The organism is Pseudomonas sp. B37(2017) (genome assembly GCF_002112885.1).
In the GTDB taxonomy this organism is placed as follows: Bacteria; Pseudomonadota; Gammaproteobacteria; order Pseudomonadales; family Pseudomonadaceae; genus Aquipseudomonas; species Aquipseudomonas paraglycinae.
In genome coordinates this window covers 1-18,752 of record NZ_NEIX01000005.1, presented here as the reverse complement: position 1 = coordinate 18,752, position 18,752 = coordinate 1, and the positions used below count along the sequence as shown (strand labels likewise).

Annotated in this window: 14 protein-coding genes, 2 tRNA genes and 3 rRNA genes; 11 read left to right on the top strand and 8 right to left on the bottom strand. The window is 57.7% G+C overall.

Annotated elements, in window-relative coordinates; genetic code table 11:
- Positions 1-7 precede the first annotated feature (7 nt).
- The 3 genes from CAF90_RS14345 to msuE are packed head-to-tail and all read right to left on the bottom strand — an operon-like array spanning position 8 to position 2,925.
- Complete coding sequence (locus CAF90_RS14345; RefSeq protein ID WP_007955826.1) at positions 8-1,195, bottom strand: acyl-CoA dehydrogenase family protein; 1,188 nt, start codon at positions 1,193-1,195, stop codon at positions 8-10.
- 10 nt (positions 1,196-1,205) lie between these two features.
- On the bottom strand, positions 1,206-2,351 hold the full coding sequence (ssuD, locus tag CAF90_RS14340; protein WP_007955828.1) for an FMNH2-dependent alkanesulfonate monooxygenase: 1,146 nt from the start codon (positions 2,349-2,351) through the stop codon (positions 1,206-1,208).
- A gap of 10 nt (positions 2,352-2,361) precedes the next feature.
- A complete protein-coding gene (msuE, locus tag CAF90_RS14335; protein WP_085607464.1) occupies positions 2,362-2,925 on the bottom strand; it encodes an FMN reductase in 564 nt (187 codons plus the stop codon).
- A 389-nt stretch (positions 2,926-3,314) separates the two neighbouring features.
- On the opposite strand from msuE, the gene CAF90_RS14330 reads away from it, so the two are divergent.
- The 4 genes from CAF90_RS14330 to CAF90_RS14315 all read left to right on the top strand — a co-directional run bounded on the left by CAF90_RS14330 (position 3,315) and on the right by CAF90_RS14315 (position 7,537).
- Positions 3,315-3,584 (top strand): hypothetical protein, encoded by a 270-nt coding sequence (locus CAF90_RS14330; RefSeq protein ID WP_085607059.1) that lies wholly within the window; start codon positions 3,315-3,317, stop codon positions 3,582-3,584.
- Between the two features lie 101 nt (positions 3,585-3,685).
- Positions 3,686-4,300, top strand: coding sequence for a LysE family translocator (locus tag CAF90_RS14325; protein WP_085607057.1), 615 nt, complete (start codon positions 3,686-3,688; stop codon positions 4,298-4,300).
- 206 nt (positions 4,301-4,506) lie between these two features.
- Positions 4,507-5,673, top strand: coding sequence for an aminotransferase class V-fold PLP-dependent enzyme (locus tag CAF90_RS14320; RefSeq protein ID WP_085607055.1), 1,167 nt, complete (start codon positions 4,507-4,509; stop codon positions 5,671-5,673).
- A gap of 55 nt (positions 5,674-5,728) precedes the next feature.
- A complete protein-coding gene (locus CAF90_RS14315) occupies positions 5,729-7,537 on the top strand; it encodes an aminopeptidase P family protein (RefSeq protein WP_085607053.1) in 1,809 nt (602 codons plus the stop codon).
- Here CAF90_RS14315 and CAF90_RS14310 read toward each other — a convergent pair.
- Positions 7,530-8,438, bottom strand: coding sequence for a LysR family transcriptional regulator (locus CAF90_RS14310; RefSeq protein ID WP_085607051.1), 909 nt, complete (start codon positions 8,436-8,438; stop codon positions 7,530-7,532). The genes CAF90_RS14315 and CAF90_RS14310 overlap by 8 nt on opposite strands.
- Before the next feature lie 112 nt (positions 8,439-8,550).
- On the opposite strand from CAF90_RS14310, the gene CAF90_RS14305 reads away from it, so the two are divergent.
- Positions 8,551-9,549: a zinc-dependent alcohol dehydrogenase family protein gene (locus CAF90_RS14305; RefSeq protein ID WP_085607049.1), complete on the top strand. Its 999-nt coding sequence runs from the start codon at positions 8,551-8,553 to the stop codon at positions 9,547-9,549.
- Here the strand turns inward: CAF90_RS14305 and CAF90_RS14300 are convergent.
- Positions 9,546-10,136 carry a 2-hydroxychromene-2-carboxylate isomerase gene (locus CAF90_RS14300; RefSeq protein ID WP_085607047.1) on the bottom strand — a complete coding sequence of 197 codons (591 nt, stop codon included), beginning with the start codon at positions 10,134-10,136 and terminating at the stop codon, positions 9,546-9,548. The genes CAF90_RS14305 and CAF90_RS14300 overlap by 4 nt on opposite strands.
- A 33-nt stretch (positions 10,137-10,169) precedes the next feature.
- A complete protein-coding gene (locus CAF90_RS14295) occupies positions 10,170-10,898 on the bottom strand; it encodes an SDR family oxidoreductase (RefSeq protein WP_085607045.1) in 729 nt (242 codons plus the stop codon).
- 91 nt (positions 10,899-10,989) lie between these two features.
- Between CAF90_RS14295 and CAF90_RS14290 the strand changes: the two genes are divergently transcribed.
- A complete protein-coding gene (locus CAF90_RS14290) occupies positions 10,990-11,559 on the top strand; it encodes a TetR/AcrR family transcriptional regulator (protein WP_007955849.1) in 570 nt (189 codons plus the stop codon).
- Positions 11,560-11,569: 10 nt separating this feature from the next.
- Here CAF90_RS14290 and CAF90_RS14285 read toward each other — a convergent pair whose 3' ends face one another.
- Both CAF90_RS14285 and rhtA read right to left on the bottom strand, forming a co-directional pair.
- On the bottom strand, positions 11,570-11,851 hold the full coding sequence (locus CAF90_RS14285; RefSeq protein ID WP_085607043.1) for a hypothetical protein: 282 nt from the start codon (positions 11,849-11,851) through the stop codon (positions 11,570-11,572).
- Positions 11,852-12,019: 168 nt separating this feature from the next.
- Positions 12,020-12,907 (bottom strand): threonine/homoserine exporter RhtA, encoded by an 888-nt coding sequence (gene rhtA / locus CAF90_RS14280; protein ID WP_007955853.1) that lies wholly within the window; start codon positions 12,905-12,907, stop codon positions 12,020-12,022.
- Between the two features lie 659 nt (positions 12,908-13,566).
- On the opposite strand from rhtA, the gene CAF90_RS14270 reads away from it, so the two are divergent.
- From CAF90_RS14270 to rrf, 5 genes are all read left to right on the top strand, one after another.
- A 16S ribosomal RNA gene (locus CAF90_RS14270) occupies positions 13,567-15,103 on the top strand.
- An 81-nt stretch (positions 15,104-15,184) separates the two neighbouring features.
- Positions 15,185-15,261, top strand: a tRNA-Ile gene (locus CAF90_RS14265).
- 30 nt (positions 15,262-15,291) lie between these two features.
- Positions 15,292-15,367: transfer RNA gene (locus CAF90_RS14260), tRNA-Ala, on the top strand.
- A 244-nt stretch (positions 15,368-15,611) separates the two neighbouring features.
- A 23S ribosomal RNA gene (locus tag CAF90_RS14255) occupies positions 15,612-18,502 on the top strand.
- Between the two features lie 157 nt (positions 18,503-18,659).
- Positions 18,660-18,752: ribosomal RNA gene (gene rrf / locus CAF90_RS14250) — 5S ribosomal RNA — on the top strand; the annotation flags it as partial.

The window sequence follows — 18,752 nt, the reverse complement described above, 5'->3', positions numbered from 1 at the left end:
AAGGAAATCAGGAATAGAACGTCGGCACCGGCAGGGACTGGTTCAGCGCCCAGTCGCCCAGCTCGTGGAGTTTGTAATCCAGCGGGTCGTGCAAGGTTTGCGTGCGCAGGTTGCGCCAGTGTCGGTCGAGACGTAGCGACGCGTGGGTCGAACGGGCGCCGGTGACTTCGAACAATCGGCTGCAAATCTCCAGGCCCTGACGACTGGCGGCGACCTTGGCGGTGGCAATCGCCGTGGCGAGGTGACCGCGTTCTTCGGCGCTGAGGTTCGGGCCTTTGGCCCAGGCCTCGTCGAGCAACGCAGCGGCGCGTTCCACCAACAACCGGATGCCTTCGAGGGCGACCCAGAACTCGCCGTAATGCGCCAGCACATAAGGATCTTCACGCACCTCGCGCACCGAGGATTTGTGCCAGACGCGGGTTTCACTCAGGGTGTATTGCCGCGCCTCTTCGAACGCCCCTTCGGCGATGCCGAGAAACATGTGGGTGAACGTCAGTTGTGCAATCAACGGGCGCAAACAGGCGAACGGTGTGCTCAACGGGCCCGGATCCAGCAACAGTTCCGATTCTTCGACCCGCACCCGTTCGAACGTGGCGCTGCCGCTGTCGGTCTGGCGCTGGCCGATGTTGTTCCAGTCGTTGTGCAGGGTGATGCCGCTGCGGCCGCTGGGGATCGCCGCGATCAGCAGTTTTCCGCCGTTGCTTTCGTCCACCGCCGAGGCAATCAGCATCTGTGAATCGCTGGCGCCGGAGCAGAAGCTCTTCTTGCCGGAAAACTCGCGCCAGCCACCCAGATCCTTGACCACGGTGCGGGTGTCCAGCGGATTGAGCGCGTTGCCCCAGAACCAGTTCTGCCGCGCGGTCTGTTCGAACCACGGCTGCCATTGTTCCGGGCGGGAAAACAACCGGACGGTGGCGAGCATCAAATGATGAAAGCCGAAGACGTGGGCGATCGAGCTGTCGACCTTGGCGAACTCGCGCACGACTTCCAGGGTTTCGCTCCAGCGCGCGCCGAGGCCGCCGTAACGGGTGGGAATGCTCAGGGCCAGCAGCCCGCTGTCGCGCAGGGCGTCGCGTTCGGCTTTCGGCGTGCCGCCGCGTTCGTCGCGCTCGACGGCGGTCAGGGCAAATTCGGCGGCCAGTTGGCGGGCGGTCTGCAACGGGGAGAGCAGGGTGCTTTGCGGTTTGGCAGTCACTCGGTCTTCCTCAGGCGTTGGCTTTGGCGGGCAGAACATCGTTGGCGATCATTTCGCCGAACGGCCCGGTGAGGTTGGTGACACCGCGTCCAGCCAGGCTCGCGTACGGCTCGGGCAGCAGCGGGAACACCAGCTCGGCAAAGCGGTAGGCCTCTTCCAGATGCGGATAACCGGAGAAGATGAAGCTCTCGATGCCCAGATCCGCGTACTCCTTGATTCGCGCCGCCACTTGCTGCGGATCGCCGACCAGCGCGGTGCCGGCACCGCCGCGCACCAGGCCGACGCCGGCCCACAGATTGGGGGCGATTTCCAGGTTGTCGCGGCGCCCGTCGTGCAAAGCAGCCATGCGCCGCTGGCCCTCGGAGTCGAAACGCGAAAAGGATTTCTGCGCGGCCTCGATGGTTTCGTCGCTGATGTGTTCGATCAGTTTGTCGGCGGCTTTCCAGGCTTCTTCGGCGGTCTCGCGCACGATCACGTGCAGGCGAATGCCGAACTTCACCTTGCGTCCGTGACGGGCGGCGCGTTCGCGCACATCGGCGAGTTTTTCGGCGACGGCGGCCGGTGGTTCACCCCAGGTCAGGTACACGTCGACCTGCTCGGCGGCCAGATCGTGGGCTGCGTCGGAGGAACCGCCGAAGTACAGCGGCGGATAGGGTTTCTGCACCGGTGGATACAGCGCCTTGGCGTTCTGTACTTTCAGATGTTTGCCTTCGAAATCCACCGCTTCGCCTTGCAACACGCGACGCCAGATCTTGAGGAATTCGTCGGTGACTTCGTAGCGTTCGCTGTGGCTGAGGAAACTGCCGTCGCCACGGTTTTCGTCGGGATCACCGCCGGTCACGACGTTGATCAGCAAGCGGCCGTTGGACAGTCGATCGAGGGTCGCGGCCATGCGCGCCGAGACGGTCGGCGAGATGATCCCCGGACGGATCGCCACCAGATAACGCAGGCGTTCGGTCAGCGGCACCAGCGCCGAGGCGATCACCCACGAATCCTCGCAGGAACGGCCGGTGGGAATCAGCACGCCGTGGTAACCGAGGCTGTCGGCGGCTTGCGCCACCTGTTTCAGGTAATTGAGGGTGACCGGGCGCGCGCCTTGGGTGGTGCCCAGATAGTGACCGTCGCCGTGGGTCGGCAGGAACCAGAAAACATCCATGAACAGCTCCTTAAGCGATCTTCAGCAACGGTTTGATGTGAGTGCCAAACAGCGGCGCGGCGCGTTCGGCGGCCAGGCGGATGCGCGCCTTGAGCGGTTCGCTGGTGATCTGGTAGTCGGCGAAATCGGCTTCGGTGGCGTACACGCCGATCGGCAGGGTCACGGCCTGGAAGAAACTGAACAGTGGGCGCAACTGGTGATCGAGGACCAACGCGTGGCGTTCGCTGCCACCAGTGGCGGCGAGCAGCACAGGCGTGTCGATCAGCGCATTCAGGTCGATCAGGTCGAACAAATGCTTGAGCAGTCCCGGATAGGAGCCGCGATAGACCGGCGCGGCGACGATCAGCAGATCAGCCTGTTCGATGGCCTGCAGTTCGGCTTCGATCTCGGCCGGCAGTTCTTGACGGGACAGTGCGGCGCCGAGTGGGCGGGCGATGTCACCCAGTTCGATCAGGTGACTCTCGACCAGCAGGTGCCCGGACAATTCGGCCAGCAGGGCCTGGGTCAGCACCAGGGTGCGGGACGGACGCCAGGTTCCGCCGGACAGGGCGACGACTTTCAGTGGACGCGACATGGTCAGTTCCTTTTTCAACAGTTGCTCGGCGAGCAGTGAGTAGTCACTGGAGCAGAGCAAGCGCTGTACCAATTCCTGTAAGGCCCGTATTCCGGGGCTTTGAGCGTTGACGGTGGCTGTGCTCATGTGACTTTCAGGCCGGTTTGTTGAACCGCTGTTGCCTGGGAAACAGTTGCTGGAGCAACAGTGCCGAACGCGATGAAGGATTTATAAAGGCTGACTGTTATTCCGTAAAAGACTGTTAATTGATATTGATAGGTCTTTTGGGAATATTCAGGACGAATCCTTCCCGAATTCTGATAGCCACTATTGAGAGCGTTGATTTCTGCCAAAGCGTGCCCGGGCGTACCTTTTCTCCATCGACCCACACTGCTCGCCAGGACGCTCCCATGAATCGTTTACTGACTGTTTCGCTGATGTTCGCTGTCTCCGTTCTCGCCGGTTGCGCGAGCCACGTCTCCCCGGAACTGCGCCCTTACACGGCGGAAGAAACCCGCGAACTGGCGCTGGAAACCCTGAACCGCAGCGGCTTGTCGTTTGAGGAATACCACGCGAAGAAAGCCCAACTACTCGGCCAGCCACAGAAGGCTTTCGGGTTTGATAGCAAGGGTGAGATGAGTGCTGAGCGGGCCGTACAGCTGCACGGTCGTCCTAGCTGATCCGTAACTGTACTGCTCGAAGTTTTACCCAACTGTCCGTGGGTTTGCGCGGCGCCGTGGGATAGGGTCAACACCTGAATGACCCTGACGGACTGCCTGCCATGACCCTCTCGCTCGACCTGCTGCTGGGCTTTGCCCTGTTTGCCCTTGTCACCTCGATCACACCGGGGCCGAACAACACCATGTTGCTGGCATCGGGCGTGAACTTCGGCTTTAACCGCACCATCCCCCATATGCTCGGCATTACCTGCGGTTTCTTCGTGCTGGTGGTGGCGGTGGGTTTTGGCCTGGGCGCGGTGTTCCAGACTTATCCGCTGCTTTATTCGGTGCTGCGTTACGTGGGCGCGGCGTACTTGCTCTATCTGGCTTGGAAGATCGCTCACTCCGGCCCGGTCGGTGATAGCGAGCAGGGCGAGGCGAAACCGATCAGCTATCTCGGCGCGGCGGCTTTCCAGTGGGTCAATCCAAAGGCGTGGATCATGGCCATCGGTGCCATCAGCACGTACACACCGATGCAGGGTTATTTCACCAACGTGATCGTGATTGCGGCGGTGTTTGCCATCATCAACCTGCCGAGCGTCGGCGTCTGGGCGGCTTGCGGGACTCTGTTGCGCAACGTACTGAAGGATCGCCGCTGGTTGCGGTTGTTCAACTGGGGCATGGCAGCGCTGCTGGTGATTTCGCTGTATCCGTTACTCCTTGAAAGCTTTAGCTGACGCAGTGCTACAACCGCCGGCCCGATGCCTGTTAAAGTCGCGTTCAGGAGCGTTCCTACGCACTTTTAAATGAAGTTGTTCTTCTTTAACGGCATCCGATCAGGTATTGATGACGCTCTCGAACCCGGACGCAGCTCACAAGGCTGCGTCGTGCCGTTTGTAGACACGAGCTTCCTGATCCCGGAACACGCTCTGCGAGTCTTTTTATGAACACACGTCCGCTGTATTTCGATTACGCCGCCACCACCCCGGTGGACGAGCGGGTCATCCAGGTGATGATCGAGTGTCTGGGTTTCAACGGTAACTTCGGCAACCCGGCCTCCAGCTCCCACGCTTTCGGCCAGCAGGCCCGGCAAACGGTCGAGAACGCTCGCCGACAAGTCGCCGAACTGGTCGGCGCCCAGGCGCAGCAGATCGTCTGGACCTCCGGCGCTACAGAATCCAACAACCTCGCCCTTAAAGGTGTGGCTCAGGCCCGTGGTGTGTCCGGCGGGCACATCATCACCAGTCAGATCGAACACAAGGCCATCCTCGACACCGCCCGGCAATTGCAGGACGCGGGTGTCGCCGTGACTTATCTGGTGCCGGATGCCGAAGGCCTGATCACCCCGCAAGCGGTCAGCGAAGCGATGCGCGATGACACCTTTCTGGTGTCGCTGATGCTGGTCAACAACGAACTCGGCACCGTCAACGACATCCCGGCCATCGGCGAAGTGGTGCGTGGGCGTGGGGCGTTGTTCCATGTCGATGCTGCCCAGGGCGCCGGCAAGGTCGCGATCGATCTGGCGCAGTGGCCGGTGGACCTGATGTCGTTCTCGGCGCACAAGCTTTACGGCCCTAAAGGCATCGGCGCGCTGTACGTCGGCCCGCATGCGCAGCAGCGTTTGCAGGCGCAGATTCACGGTGGTGGCCACGAGGGCGGGTTGCGTTCCGGAACGCTGGCGACTCACCAGATCGCTGCCATGGGCTCGGCATTTGCCTTGGCCGCCGAAGCTTTCGATGACGAGAAGAAAACCATCGTCGCGCTGCGCGAGCGTCTGCTCGAACAACTCTTGAGCCTGCCTGGCGTGCGCCTCAATGGCAGCAGCACCCAACGTATCCCGCACACCTTGAGCCTGACCTTCAGCGAAGGCGAGTTCAACCCGGCAGCGCTGAGCCATTCGATCGCGTTTTCCGCGACCTCGGCCTGCAATTCCGCCAGCAACGCGCCGTCCCACGTCTTGCTGGCATTAGGGCATGACGCGCACCTGGCCGGCCGTACCATTCGCCTGAGCCTCGGCCGTTTAACCACCGCCGAGGACATCGACAAGGCTGTAGAACTGATCAAGACCGCCTGCGCCAGTGCTCCGGCATTCTGGGCGACAGGACTTTAACCAGCCGACCTGACGGCTACGAACAATAACGATGCATTGATTGGCAGGAGACATGATGAGTACCCAGACTTTGACCGAAGGAACGGTTCCCCAGCGCCTCGCGCACACCCGTGAATTGATGCGTCGCGAAGGTATCCATGCGTTGCTGGTGCCGTCCGCCGACCCGCACCTGTCGGAATACTTGCCGGGTTACTGGCAGGGCCGGCAATGGCTGTCGGGTTTTCATGGCTCGGTCGGCACGTTGATTGTCACCACCGATTTCGCCGGGGTCTGGGCCGACAGTCGCTACTGGGAACAGGCGACCAAGGAACTCAAGGGCAGCGGCATCGAACTGGTGAAACTGCAACCGGGTCAGCCGAGCCCGCTGGACTGGCTGGCCGAGCAGACCCCGGAAGGTGGCGTGGTCGCGGTCGATGGTGCAGTGATGGCCGTCGCGTCGGCGCGTACGCTGGGCAGCAAGCTAGAAGCGCGGGGCGCCAGTCTGCGTACCGACATCGACTTGTTGAAAGAAGTCTGGAGCGATCGCCCGGCGTTGCCGAATGCGCCGATCTATCAGCATCTGCCACCGCAGGCGACTGTCAGCCGTGGCGAGAAACTCGGCAAACTGCGCGAAACCTTGCAGGAACGCGGCGCCGATTGGCACTTCATCGCCACCCTCGACGACATCGCCTGGCTGTTCAACCTGCGCGGCGGCGATGTGTCGTTCAACCCGGTATTCGTTTCCTTCGCCCTGATCAGCCAGCAACAAGCCACGCTGTTTGTCGCACTGAGCAAGGTCGATGCTGAGCTGCGTGCCGTCCTGGAAAAAGACGGCGTGACCCTGCGTGACTACAGCGAAGTCGCTGACGCCTTGCGTGCTATTCCGGGTGACGCGAACCTGCTGGTGGATCCGGCGCGGGTCACCAGTGGTCTGTTGGATAACCTCGACACTGGCGTGAAACTGGTCGAAGGCCTGAACCCGACCACACTGGCCAAGTCGCAGAAGAGCCTGGCGGACGCCGCACACATTCGTCAGGCGATGGAGCAGGACGGCGCGGCGCTGTGCGAGTTTTTCACCTGGCTGGAATCGGCTTGGGGTCGTGAGCGCATTACCGAACTGACCATCGACGAGAAGCTCACTGCTGCTCGTGAGCGTCGCCCGGATTATGTGTCGCTGAGTTTCAACACCATTGCCGCGTACAACGCCAACGGCGCGATGCCGCATTACCACGCCACACCGGAAGAGCACGCGGTGATCGAGGGTGATGGCTTGTTGCTGATCGATTCCGGTGGTCAATACCTGGGCGGCACTACCGACATCACGCGCATGGTGGCTGTTGGTACGCCGACGGATGAGCAGAAGCACGATTGCACTCGTGTGCTGAAAGGCGTGATTGCCTTGTCCCGTGCGCGATTCCCGAAAGGCATTCTGTCGCCGTTGCTGGATGCGATTGCCCGCGCGCCGATCTGGGCCGAGAACGTGGACTATGGTCACGGCACCGGTCACGGCGTGGGTTACTTCCTCAACGTTCACGAAGGTCCGCAGGTGATCGCCTATCAGGCGGCGCCGGCACCACAAACCGCCATGCAACCGGGGATGATCACTTCCATCGAACCGGGCACTTATCGTCCGGGCCGCTGGGGTGTGCGGATCGAGAACCTGGCGATGAACGTTGAAGCGGGAAGCAGCGAATTCGGTGAGTTCCTCAAGTTCGAAACCCTGACCCTGTGCCCGATCGACACTCGCTGCCTGGAACCGTCGTTGCTGACGCAGGAAGAGAAACAGTGGTTCAACGCCTATCACGCCGAAGTGCGCGAGCGCCTGAGTCCGCTGCTTGAAGGCGCGGCACTGGAATGGCTGAACACGCGTACTGCCGCTATCTGATCGGTTGAAGCTCGGGCGCTGCAGCCAGCGCCTGGGTCATGAAATCGACAAACGCGTTGACCCTGGCGGACTGGCGACGGTTCGCCGGGGACACAGCGTGAATCGGCAATGATCGGGTCTTGTAGTCCTGCAGCAGGGCGATCACTCGGCCCGCCTTCAAATCCTCGCTGAACAACCAGACCGGTGACAGCGAAATCCCCAATCCTCCCAAGACCATTTCGCGGATCGCTTCAGAGTTGTTGCTCTGGGCGTTGCCCTGGATGCGTACGTCGTGGTGCTGGCCATCCTTCTCGTAGGTCCACAGGTTCTGAGTGCTGAGCAGGTTGAATTGCAGGCAGTTGTGCTGCGCAAGATCCTGAGGTGATTGTGGGTGACCGTGCCGTTGCAGGTAATCGGGCGTCGCCACCGTGAGCCGGTGGGTGGTGCCAATGCGCCGGGCGATCATGCCGCTGTCGTTCAACTCGCCGATGCGCAGGCTGACGTCCAGGCCTTCGCTGACCAGATCCAGATTCTGATCGCTCAGTTGCAGGTCGACCTGCACCTGCGGATAGCGCTGCAGAAATTCCGCCAGTCGCGAAGCGATCTGCAAGCGGCCGAAGCTGACGGAGGAGCCGATTCGCAGAGGACCGGCCACGGTTTCCCTGCCGGACTGGAAGCTGTGCTCGGCGGCATCCACGGCAGCGAGGATATTTCGACATTCGTTGTAGTACCGCTGACCTTCATCGGTCAGTGACAGCTTGCGTGTACTGCGGGCAATCAGCTTGCCGCCCAATTGACTCTCAAGAGCGCGCAGGACTTTGCTGATGGTCGGCTGGGTGGTGTGCAGTTCCCGGGCAACGGCGGAGAAACTGCCGCGTTCGACCACCCGGACGAAGATGGTCATTGCGTTGAGCTTGTCCATGAAGCGCCTCATTCATGCCGATTTGGCATGATCACTATAGTCATTTGGCGTCTTATCGGCATGGAGCTGCTGCGGGAACATGGCTTCACTTTCTCCCGCAGGAATGACCGAAATGACTGACTCACTGAACATGAAAGCCCTGATAGTGGACACCCCGAACGGGCCGTTACGCTTGGTTTCCCTGGAGCGCCCCGTGGCAGAGGCCGGGCAGGTATTGGTGCGGATCAAGGCCAGCGGTGTGAATCCGCTGGATCTGAAAATCCGAGCAGGGCAGGCCGCCCATGCCCGGCAACCGTTGCCAGCGGTGTTGGGGTTGGATCTGGCGGGTGTGATCGAAGCGGTGGGTGAGGGCGTGCAGGATTGGGCGCCGGGCGATGAGGTGTATGCGTTTGCCACGGGGATTGGTGGCGCGCAAGGTTCGCTGGCCGAGTTTGCAGTGGTGGACGCTCGACTGCTGGCGCGTAAGCCTTTGAACCTGAGCCCGCGCGAGGCCGCGAGCCTGCCATTGATATTGATCACGGCGTGGGAAGGCCTGGTGGATCGGGCTCGGGTGAGTGCGGGGCAGAAGGTGTTGATTCACGGTGGTGCGGGTGGTGTCGGGCATGTCGCCGTTCAACTGGCCCGAGCATTCGGTGCTGAAGTATATGCAACGGGGTCTGCGGGACAACGCTCGATCATCGAGGGTTACGGCGCGACGTTCATCGATTATCGAGAGAGCTCGGTGGAGGACTATGTCGCCGAGTTCACGGCGGGGGAGGGGTTCGACATTGTCTATGACACGGTCGGGGGAGAGACGCTGGACGCCTCGTTCAAAGCCGCACGGACCTACAGCGGGCATTTACTCAGTTGCCTCGGTTGGGGGCAGCACAGTCTTGCGCCGTTGTCGTTTCGTGGGGCGACGTATTCGGGCGTGTTCACCTTGTTGCCGTTATTGACCGGCAGGGGCTGTGAGCATCATGGCGAGATTTTGCGACAGGCTGCCGCGCTGATTGAGTCCGGTCAGCTGCGACCTCTGCTTGATCCGCGTCGGTTCACGCTGGAAACCGCCGGGGAAGCCCATGAGCTGCTGGCGACGAAAGCAGCTCAGGGGCGTCTGGTGGTGGAGATTTAGCGAAGGGCTTCCACTACAAAGTCGAGCCGGTCCTGACCGAAGAACAACTGGTTGTCGATGAACATGCTCGGCGCACCGAAGACGCCACGCTTCACGGCGATTTCGGTGTTGTCCTTTAGTGCGGCCTTGACTGCTTCATCGTTGGTCAATGCCAGTACTTCTTCAGGATTGAAGCCATGTTCAGTCAGCACGGCGGCAACCGCTGCCGGCTCATCGAGGGGGCGGCCTTCAACCCACAGCGCTTTGAACAGGCAATCGATGAATGCCAGGAAGCGATCAGGATGACGCAGTTGAATGCCGGTGACCGCGCGCATCAACATCAGGGTATTGATCGGGAAATGCGGGTTGAATTTAAGGGGCATGCCGTAGCGTTTGGCGTAGCGGTCCAGGTCCTGAAACATGTAGCGACCCTTGGCCGGGATCATTGCCGGCGACGCGTTACCGGTGGCTTTGAAGACGCCGCCCAGCAACATCGGAATGTAGATCAACTGGCTACCGTTTTCGGCGCAGATTTTCGGCAGTTGGGTGTACGCCAGATAAGTGGCGGGGCTGCCGAGATCGAAATAGAACTCCACGGTTTTGCTCATGTTCGCTGCACTCTGTTTTTGTTATTGGGGGGATTACCAGCGCTCGTTCCACGGACGCAGATCCAGTTCGAACGTCCAGGCATCCCGTGGCTGGCTATGCAGATACCAGTAGTTCTCGGCGATGTGTTCTGGATTGAGAATGCCGTCCTGGTCCTTGGTGGCGTATTTGTCAGGGAAGTTGTCGCGGATGAAATCGGTATCGATGGCGCCGTCGACCACGACGTGGGCGACATGGATGTTCATCGGGCCAAGCTCTCTGGCCATGCTCTGTGCCAGAGCCCGGATACCGTGCTTGGCTCCGGCGAATGCGGCGAAGCCTGAGGCGCCGCGTAATCCGGCAGTTGCGCCGGTGAACAGGATCGTGCCGCGGCTACGGATCACCATCCGTTTGGCGACTTCCCGGGCATTGAGGAATCCGGAAAAACAGGCCATTTCCCAGATCTTGAAATACTTGCGTGCGGTTTCTTCGAGGATGCTGCAGGGCACGTTGGCGCCGATGTTGAAAACGAATGCTTCAATCGGACCGAGGCGGGTTTCGATATCTTCGATCAGCGCAATTACGTCTTCTTCCTTGCGCGCGTCGCAGGCAAAACCGTGGGCCTCGCCGCCATCCGCCTGAATCGCTTCCACCAATGGCTGCAATTTGTCGGCGCTGCGCCGCGTGACGCATGCGACGAAACCTTCCTTGGCGAACCGCTTGGCGATGGCGCCGCCCGTGGCATCACCTGCACCGACAACCAATACGACCTTCTTGTTATTCATGGGTAGATCCCTTTAGTAAACGATCGTTAAGTGAACGAACGTTATGCTAGGATTTGCTCAGCGTCAAGGCACTCAATGTGAGGACAAATACATGCGGTACTCCGCCGGTCACAAGCTGGAAACCAAAGAAAAGCTCCTGCAAAGCAGCTCGCTGTCTGCGAAAAAGACCGGGTTTTCATCAATGGGCGTCGATGGCCTGATGAAGGCAATCGGCTTGAGCGGGGCGGCGTTCTACAGCCATTTCTCGTCCAAGGACGCCTTGTTTGCGGCTATCGTCGAGCGAGAGTTGTGCCAGAGTCTGGAGCGCTTGGGCGGGCAGGGTACGCAGGATCGCGAACGGCTGGAGCGGTGCCTGAAACTGTATCTGAACATGGCCCATGTCGAGCAACCCGAACTGGGCTGCGCATTACCTGCGCTGGGCGCCGAGATAGCGCGGTCGGATATTGTTGTGAGGGAGCAGGCCGAGCTGTGGATTTGCAAGCTTCAGGAAAGTTGGGCGCAGATTCTGGAAAGCGACAGCCTGGCTTGGGCGATTCTGTCGCAATGTGTCGGAGCGCTGGTCGTGGCACGTATGCTGGCGTCACCGAAGATTCAGCAGCGGGTGCTGAACTCCTGTCATGAAGAGATCGGACACCAGCTCGCCGCTTCGCGAGTGCAGTAGCGGCGACGGTTTATTTGCAGATGACGATCATGCTGCGGCTGGTATAGCCGGCGGGGTTGAGACCGAAGGGGTAATCACCCGGTTCTTCCACGGCATCGCCTGACTTTGCGATGACCTTGTAGCCCTTAGGTGCGCAAGAGTTTGCAGCGCTGGCGTAGCACTTGTCCCAAGAGGAGGACAACCCCGAACAGTTGATGTGCAGCCCTTTCTTGCCATGCTTGACCTGGGTCTTCGACGTCGCCGCGCAGCCCGCAACGGCGAGTATGGCGATCAGTATCAAAATTCGTTTCATTACCGTCCTTATGGCGGCCTCGAGTCTGGCGCTCGGGTCTGCCTGTATGCGCTCTCGCTTGACGCGTTCCGATGTCCGTATCCGAAAAAATCCATGTCTGGCATTGGGTTGCGAGGCTAAACATGGCCTAAATGAGCGCCAAATGCCAGACCTTCGTTCAATCCCCTTTCAATCCGCCGCGATGGCGGGTTTGGCAGTGCTGCCCATGGTCATGGTTGCACCGACGGAGGCCAGAATAATGCACAGGATCGCCATCCATTGTGACAAAGAAAGGTATTCCTGAAGGAATAGCAGGCCCGACAGTGCGCCGAAGGCCGGTTCGATGCTCATCAGGGTGCCGAAGGTGCGGGCGGGCATGCGGGTGAGGGCGACCATTTCCAGTGTGTAGGGGAGGGCGGTAGACAGGATTGCGACGCCGATAGCGATCGGGATCAGTGCCGGAGTCAGCAATGCGCTGCCTGCGTGGACGATACCGATGGGGGCGACGAACAGGGCTGCGATCATCACGCCAAGCGCCGCGGTGGTCACGCCGTTATCGGCGCCGGCCTTCTGGCCGAACAGAATGTATAGCGCCCAGCAAACGCCGGCTCCCAGTGCATAACCTGCACCCACCAGATCGATACCCGCTGTCGTAGCGCCGGTTGGTATCAACAGCAACAAGCCGATGGCAGCCAAGGCAATCCATAGAAAGTCGATTGCGCGGCGTGAGGCATAGATGGCGACGGCCAGCGGCCCGGTGAACTCCAGGGCGACGGCGATGCCGAGGGGGACAGTGCGCAACGACATATAGAAGAGGAAGTTCATCCCTCCTAGCGCCATCCCGTAGACAATCACTGTACGCAGCGATTTGGCTGTCAGCTTCGCTCTCCAGGGTTTTAGCAATAACAGCATGATCACGCTGGCGAAGATCAGGCGCAGGGTGGTAGTGCCTTGAGCGCCAACGATGGGGAACATGCTTTTAGCCAGCGAGGCGCCGGACTGGATTGATGCCATGGCTATTAATAGAAGGCCAACCGGGAACAGGGTTGAGGCAAGGCTGCGAGGCTGGTCGTTCATTGCGTGGCATCATCCGGGGAAGGAACTGAGGTGTGTTGGGCAATATAGTGCGCACTCGCTGCGTTCGCGTCTATATAGAAGCGGCCTTTTTCCCTCTCTTGATAGAAAACGCAAATTAAGGGTTGACGGCAGATTCTGAGTCTCTATAATTCGCCCCACTTCCGGCGCAGTCGAAACGGAAAACTCCTTGAGATTCAATGAGTTAAGTAGGTTTCGAGAGCGGGTCGCTTCAGTTCATCGAAGCCTGGAAGGAGTTGAAATGCCGGTTTGTTGGGTGCTTTCAACGGTTCGATCTTCTCGGTCGAAAGCGGAGAAAAAGAGGTGTTGACAGCAGCGTGTAACGCTGTAGAATTCGCCTCCCGCTAACGAGAGATCGGAAGCGCAAGTGGTTGAAGTTGTTGAAGAAATCTTCGAAAACTTCTGAAAATAATCACTTGACAGCAAATGAGGCTGCTGTAGAATGCGCGCCTCGGTTGAGACGAAAGATCTTAACCAACCGCTCTTTAACAACTGAATCAAGCAATTCGTGTGGGTGCTTGTGGAGTCAGACTGATAGTCAACAAGATTATCAGCATCACAAGTTACTCCGCGAGAAATCAAAGATGTAACCAACGATTGCTGAGCCAAGTTTAGGGTTTCTTAAAAACCCAAAGATGTTTGAACTGAAGAGTTTGATCATGGCTCAGATTGAACGCTGGCGGCAGGCCTAACACATGCAAGTCGAGCGGATGAAGGGAGCTTGCTCCTGAATTCAGCGGCGGACGGGTGAGTAATGCCTAGGAATCTGCCTGGTAGTGGGGGACAACGTTTCGAAAGGAACGCTAATACCGCATACGTCCTACGGGAGAAAGCAGGGGACCTTCGGGCCTTGCGCTATCAGATGAGCCTAGGTCGGATTAGCTAGTTGGTGAGGTAATGGCTCACCAAGGCGACGATCCGTAACTGGTCTGAGAGGATGATCAGTCACACTGGAACTGAGACACGGTCCAGACTCCTACGGGAGGCAGCAGTGGGGAATATTGGACAATGGGCGAAAGCCTGATCCAGCCATGCCGCGTGTGTGAAGAAGGTCTTCGGATTGTAAAGCACTTTAAGTTGGGAGGAAGGGCAGTAAATTAATACTTTGCTGTTTTGACGTTACCGACAGAATAAGCACCGGCTAACTCTGTGCCAGCAGCCGCGGTAATACAGAGGGTGCAAGCGTTAATCGGAATTACTGGGCGTAAAGCGCGCGTAGGTGGTTCGTTAAGTTGGATGTGAAATCCCCGGGCTCAACCTGGGAACTGCATCCAAAACTGGCGAGCTAGAGTATGGTAGAGGGTGGTGGAATTTCCTGTGTAGCGGTGAAATGCGTAGATATAGGAAGGAACACCAGTGGCGAAGGCGACCACCTGGACTGATACTGACACTGAGGTGCGAAAGCGTGGGGAGCAAACAGGATTAGATACCCTGGTAGTCCACGCCGTAAACGATGTCAACTAGCCGTTGGGAGCCTTGAGCTCTTAGTGGCGCAGCTAACGCATTAAGTTGACCGCCTGGGGAGTACGGCCGCAAGGTTAAAACTCAAATGAATTGACGGGGGCCCGCACAAGCGGTGGAGCATGTGGTTTAATTCGAAGCAACGCGAAGAACCTTACCAGGCCTTGACATCCAATGAACTTTCCAGAGATGGATTGGTGCCTTCGGGAGCATTGAGACAGGTGCTGCATGGCTGTCGTCAGCTCGTGTCGTGAGATGTTGGGTTAAGTCCCGTAACGAGCGCAACCCTTGTCCTTAGTTACCAGCACGTTATGGTGGGCACTCTAAGGAGACTGCCGGTGACAAACCGGAGGAAGGTGGGGATGACGTCAAGTCATCATGGCCCTTACGGCCTGGGCTACACACGTGCTACAATGGTCGGTACAAAGGGTTGCCAAGCCGCGAGGTGGAGCTAATCCCATAAAACCGATCGTAGTCCGGATCGCAGTCTGCAACTCGACTGCGTGAAGTCGGAATCGCTAGTAATCGCGAATCAGAATGTCGCGGTGAATACGTTCCCGGGCCTTGTACACACCGCCCGTCACACCATGGGAGTGGGTTGCACCAGAAGTAGCTAGTCTAACCTTCGGGGGGACGGTTACCACGGTGTGATTCATGACTGGGGTGAAGTCGTAACAAGGTAGCCGTAGGGGAACCTGCGGCTGGATCACCTCCTTAATCGACGACATCAGCTGCTCCATAAGTTCCCACACGAATTGCTTGATTCATTGAAGAAGACGAAAGAAGCAGCCCGAAATTGGGTCTGTAGCTCAGTTGGTTAGAGCGCACCCCTGATAAGGGTGAGGTCGGCAGTTCGAATCTGCCCAGACCCACCAATTTTGTGTGGGAAACGCCTGTAGAAATACGGGGCCATAGCTCAGCTGGGAGAGCGCCTGCCTTGCACGCAGGAGGTCAGCGGTTCGATCCCGCTTGGCTCCACCACTACTGCTTCTGAAGTAAGAGCTTAGAAATGAGCATTCCATCGTTGTGATGGTGAATGTTGATTTCTAGTCTTTGACTAGTTCGTTCTTTAAAAATTTGGGTATGTGATAGAAAGATAGACTGAGATCCACTTTCACTGGTGGTGATCAGGCTAAGGTAAAATTTGTGAGTTCTCTTAGTTGAGAAATTCGAATTTTCGGCGAATGTCGTCTTCACAGTATAACCAGATTGCTTGGGGTTATATGGTCAAGTGAAGAAGCGCATACGGTGGATGCCTTGGCAGTCAGAGGCGATGAAAGACGTGGTAGCCTGCGAAAAGCTTCGGGGAGTCGGCAAACAGACTTTGATCCGGAGATGTCTGAATGGGGGAACCCAGCCATCATAAGATGGTTATCTTGTACTGAATACATAGGTGCAAGAGGCGAACCAGGGGAACTGAAACATCTAAGTACCCTGAGGAAAAGAAATCAACCGAGATTCCCTTAGTAGTGGCGAGCGAACGGGGACTAGCCCTTAAGTGGCTTTGAGATTAGCGGAACGCTCTGGAAAGTGCGGCCATAGTGGGTGATAGCCCTGTACGCGAAAGTCTCTTAGTCATGAAATCGAGTAGGACGGAGCACGAGAAACTTTGTCTGAATATGGGGGGACCATCCTCCAAGGCTAAATACTACTGACTGACCGATAGTGAACTAGTACCGTGAGGGAAAGGCGAAAAGAACCCCGGAGAGGGGAGTGAAATAGATCCTGAAACCGTATGCGTACAAGCAGTGGGAGCAGACTTTGTTCTGTGACTGCGTACCTTTTGTATAATGGGTCAGCGACTTATTTTCAGTGGCGAGCTTAACCGAATAGGGGAGGCGTAGCGAAAGCGAGTCTTAATAGGGCGTCTAGTCGCTGGGAATAGACCCGAAACCGGGCGATCTATCCATGGGCAGGTTGAAGGTTAGGTAACACTGACTGGAGGACCGAACCGACTACCGTTGAAAAGTTAGCGGATGACCTGTGGATCGGAGTGAAAGGCTAATCAAGCTCGGAGATAGCTGGTTCTCCTCGAAAGCTATTTAGGTAGCGCCTCATGTATCACTGTAGGGGGTAGAGCACTGTTTCGGCTAGGGGGTCATCCCGACTTACCAAACCGATGCAAACTCCGAATACCTACAAGTGCCGAGCATGGGAGACACACGGCGGGTGCTAACGTCCGTCGTGAAAAGGGAAACAACCCAGACCGTCAGCTAAGGTCCCAAAGTTATGGTTAAGTGGGAAACGATGTGGGAAGGCTTAGACAGCTAGGAGGTTGGCTTAGAAGCAGCCACCCTTTAAAGAAAGCGTAATAGCTCACTAGTCGAGTCGGCCTGCGCGGAAGATGTAACGGGGCTCAAACCATACACCGAAGCTACGGGTATCACGTAAGTGATGCGGTAGAGGAGCGTTCTGTAAGCCTGTGAAGGTGAGTTGAGAAGCTTGCTGGAGGTATCAGAAGTGCGAATGCTGACATGAGTAACGACAATGGGTGTGAAAAACACCCACGCCGAAAGACCAAGGTTTCCTGCGCAACGTTAATCGACGCAGGGTTAGTCGGTCCCTAAGGCGAGGCTGAAAAGCGTAGTCGATGGAAAACAGGTTAATATTCCTGTACTTCTGGTTATTGCGATGGAGGGACGGAGAAGGCTAGGCCAGCTTGGCGTTGGTTGTCCAAGTTTAAGGTGGTAGGCTGGAATCTTAGGTAAATCCGGGATTCCAAGGCCGAGAGCTGATGACGAGTTGCCTTTAGGCGACGAAGTGGTTGATGCCATGCTTCCAAGAAAAGCTTCTAAGCTTCAGATAACCAGGAACCGTACCCCAAACCGACACAGGTGGTTGGGTAGAGAATACCAAGGCGCTTGAGAGAACTCGGGTGAAGGAACTAGGCAAAATGGCACCGTAACTTCGGGAGAAGGTGCGCCGGTGAGGGTGAAGCACTTGCTGCGTAAGCCCACGCCGGTCGAAGATACCAGGCCGCTGCGACTGTTTATTAAAAACACAGCACTCTGCAAACACGAAAGTGGACGTATAGGGTGTGACGCCTGCCCGGTGCCGGAAGGTTAATTGATGGGGTTAGCTAACGCGAAGCTCTTGATCGAAGCCCCGGTAAACGGCGGCCGTAACTATAACGGTCCTAAGGTAGCGAAATTCCTTGTCGGGTAAGTTCCGACCTGCACGAATGGCGTAACGATGGCGGCGCTGTCTCCACCCGAGACTCAGTGAAATTGAAATCGCTGTGAAGATGCAGTGTATCCGCGGCTAGACGGAAAGACCCCGTGAACCTTTACTATAGCTTTGCACTGGACTTTGAATTTGCTTGTGTAGGATAGGTGGGAGGCTTTGAAGCGTGGACGCCAGTTCGCGTGGAGCCATCCTTGAAATACCACCCTGGCAACTTTGAGGTTCTAACTCAGGTCCGTTATCCGGATCGAGGACAGTGTATGGTGGGTAGTTTGACTGGGGCGGTCTCCTCCTAAAGAGTAACGGAGGAGTACGAAGGTGCGCTCAGACCGGTCGGAAATCGGTCGTAGAGTATAAAGGCAAAAGCGCGCTTGACTGCGAGACAGACACGTCGAGCAGGTACGAAAGTAGGTCTTAGTGATCCGGTGGTTCTGTATGGAAGGGCCATCGCTCAACGGATAAAAGGTACTCCGGGGATAACAGGCTGATACCGCCCAAGAGTTCATATCGACGGCGGTGTTTGGCACCTCGATGTCGGCTCATCACATCCTGGGGCTGAAGCCGGTCCCAAGGGTATGGCTGTTCGCCATTTAAAGTGGTACGCGAGCTGGGTTTAGAACGTCGTGAGACAGTTCGGTCCCTATCTGCCGTGGACGTTTGAGATTTGAGAGGGGCTGCTCCTAGTACGAGAGGACCGGAGTGGACGAACCTCTGGTGTTCCGGTTGTCACGCCAGTGGCATTGCCGGGTAGCTATGTTCGGGAAAGATAACCGCTGAAAGCATCTAAGCGGGAAACTTGCCTCAAGATGAGATCTCACTGGAACCTTGAGTTCCCTGAAGGGCCGTCGAAGACTACGACGTTGATAGGTTGGGTGTGTAAGCGCTGTGAGGCGTTGAGCTAACCAATACTAATTGCCCGTGAGGCTTGACCATATAACACCCAAGCAATTTGACTACTCGAAAGAGCATCAGATTGCGGTGTGTGAAGACGCAATGAACCGAAAGTTCGACGCTCACAAAACACCGAAAACTGTCACATACCCAATTTGCTGAAGCGAGGCCCTCTGGCCACGACTCAGTACCCGAATTTCTTGACGACCATAGAGCGTTGGAACCACCTGATCCCATCCCGAACTCAGAAGTGAAACGATGCATCGCCGATGGTAGTGTGGGGTTTCCCCAT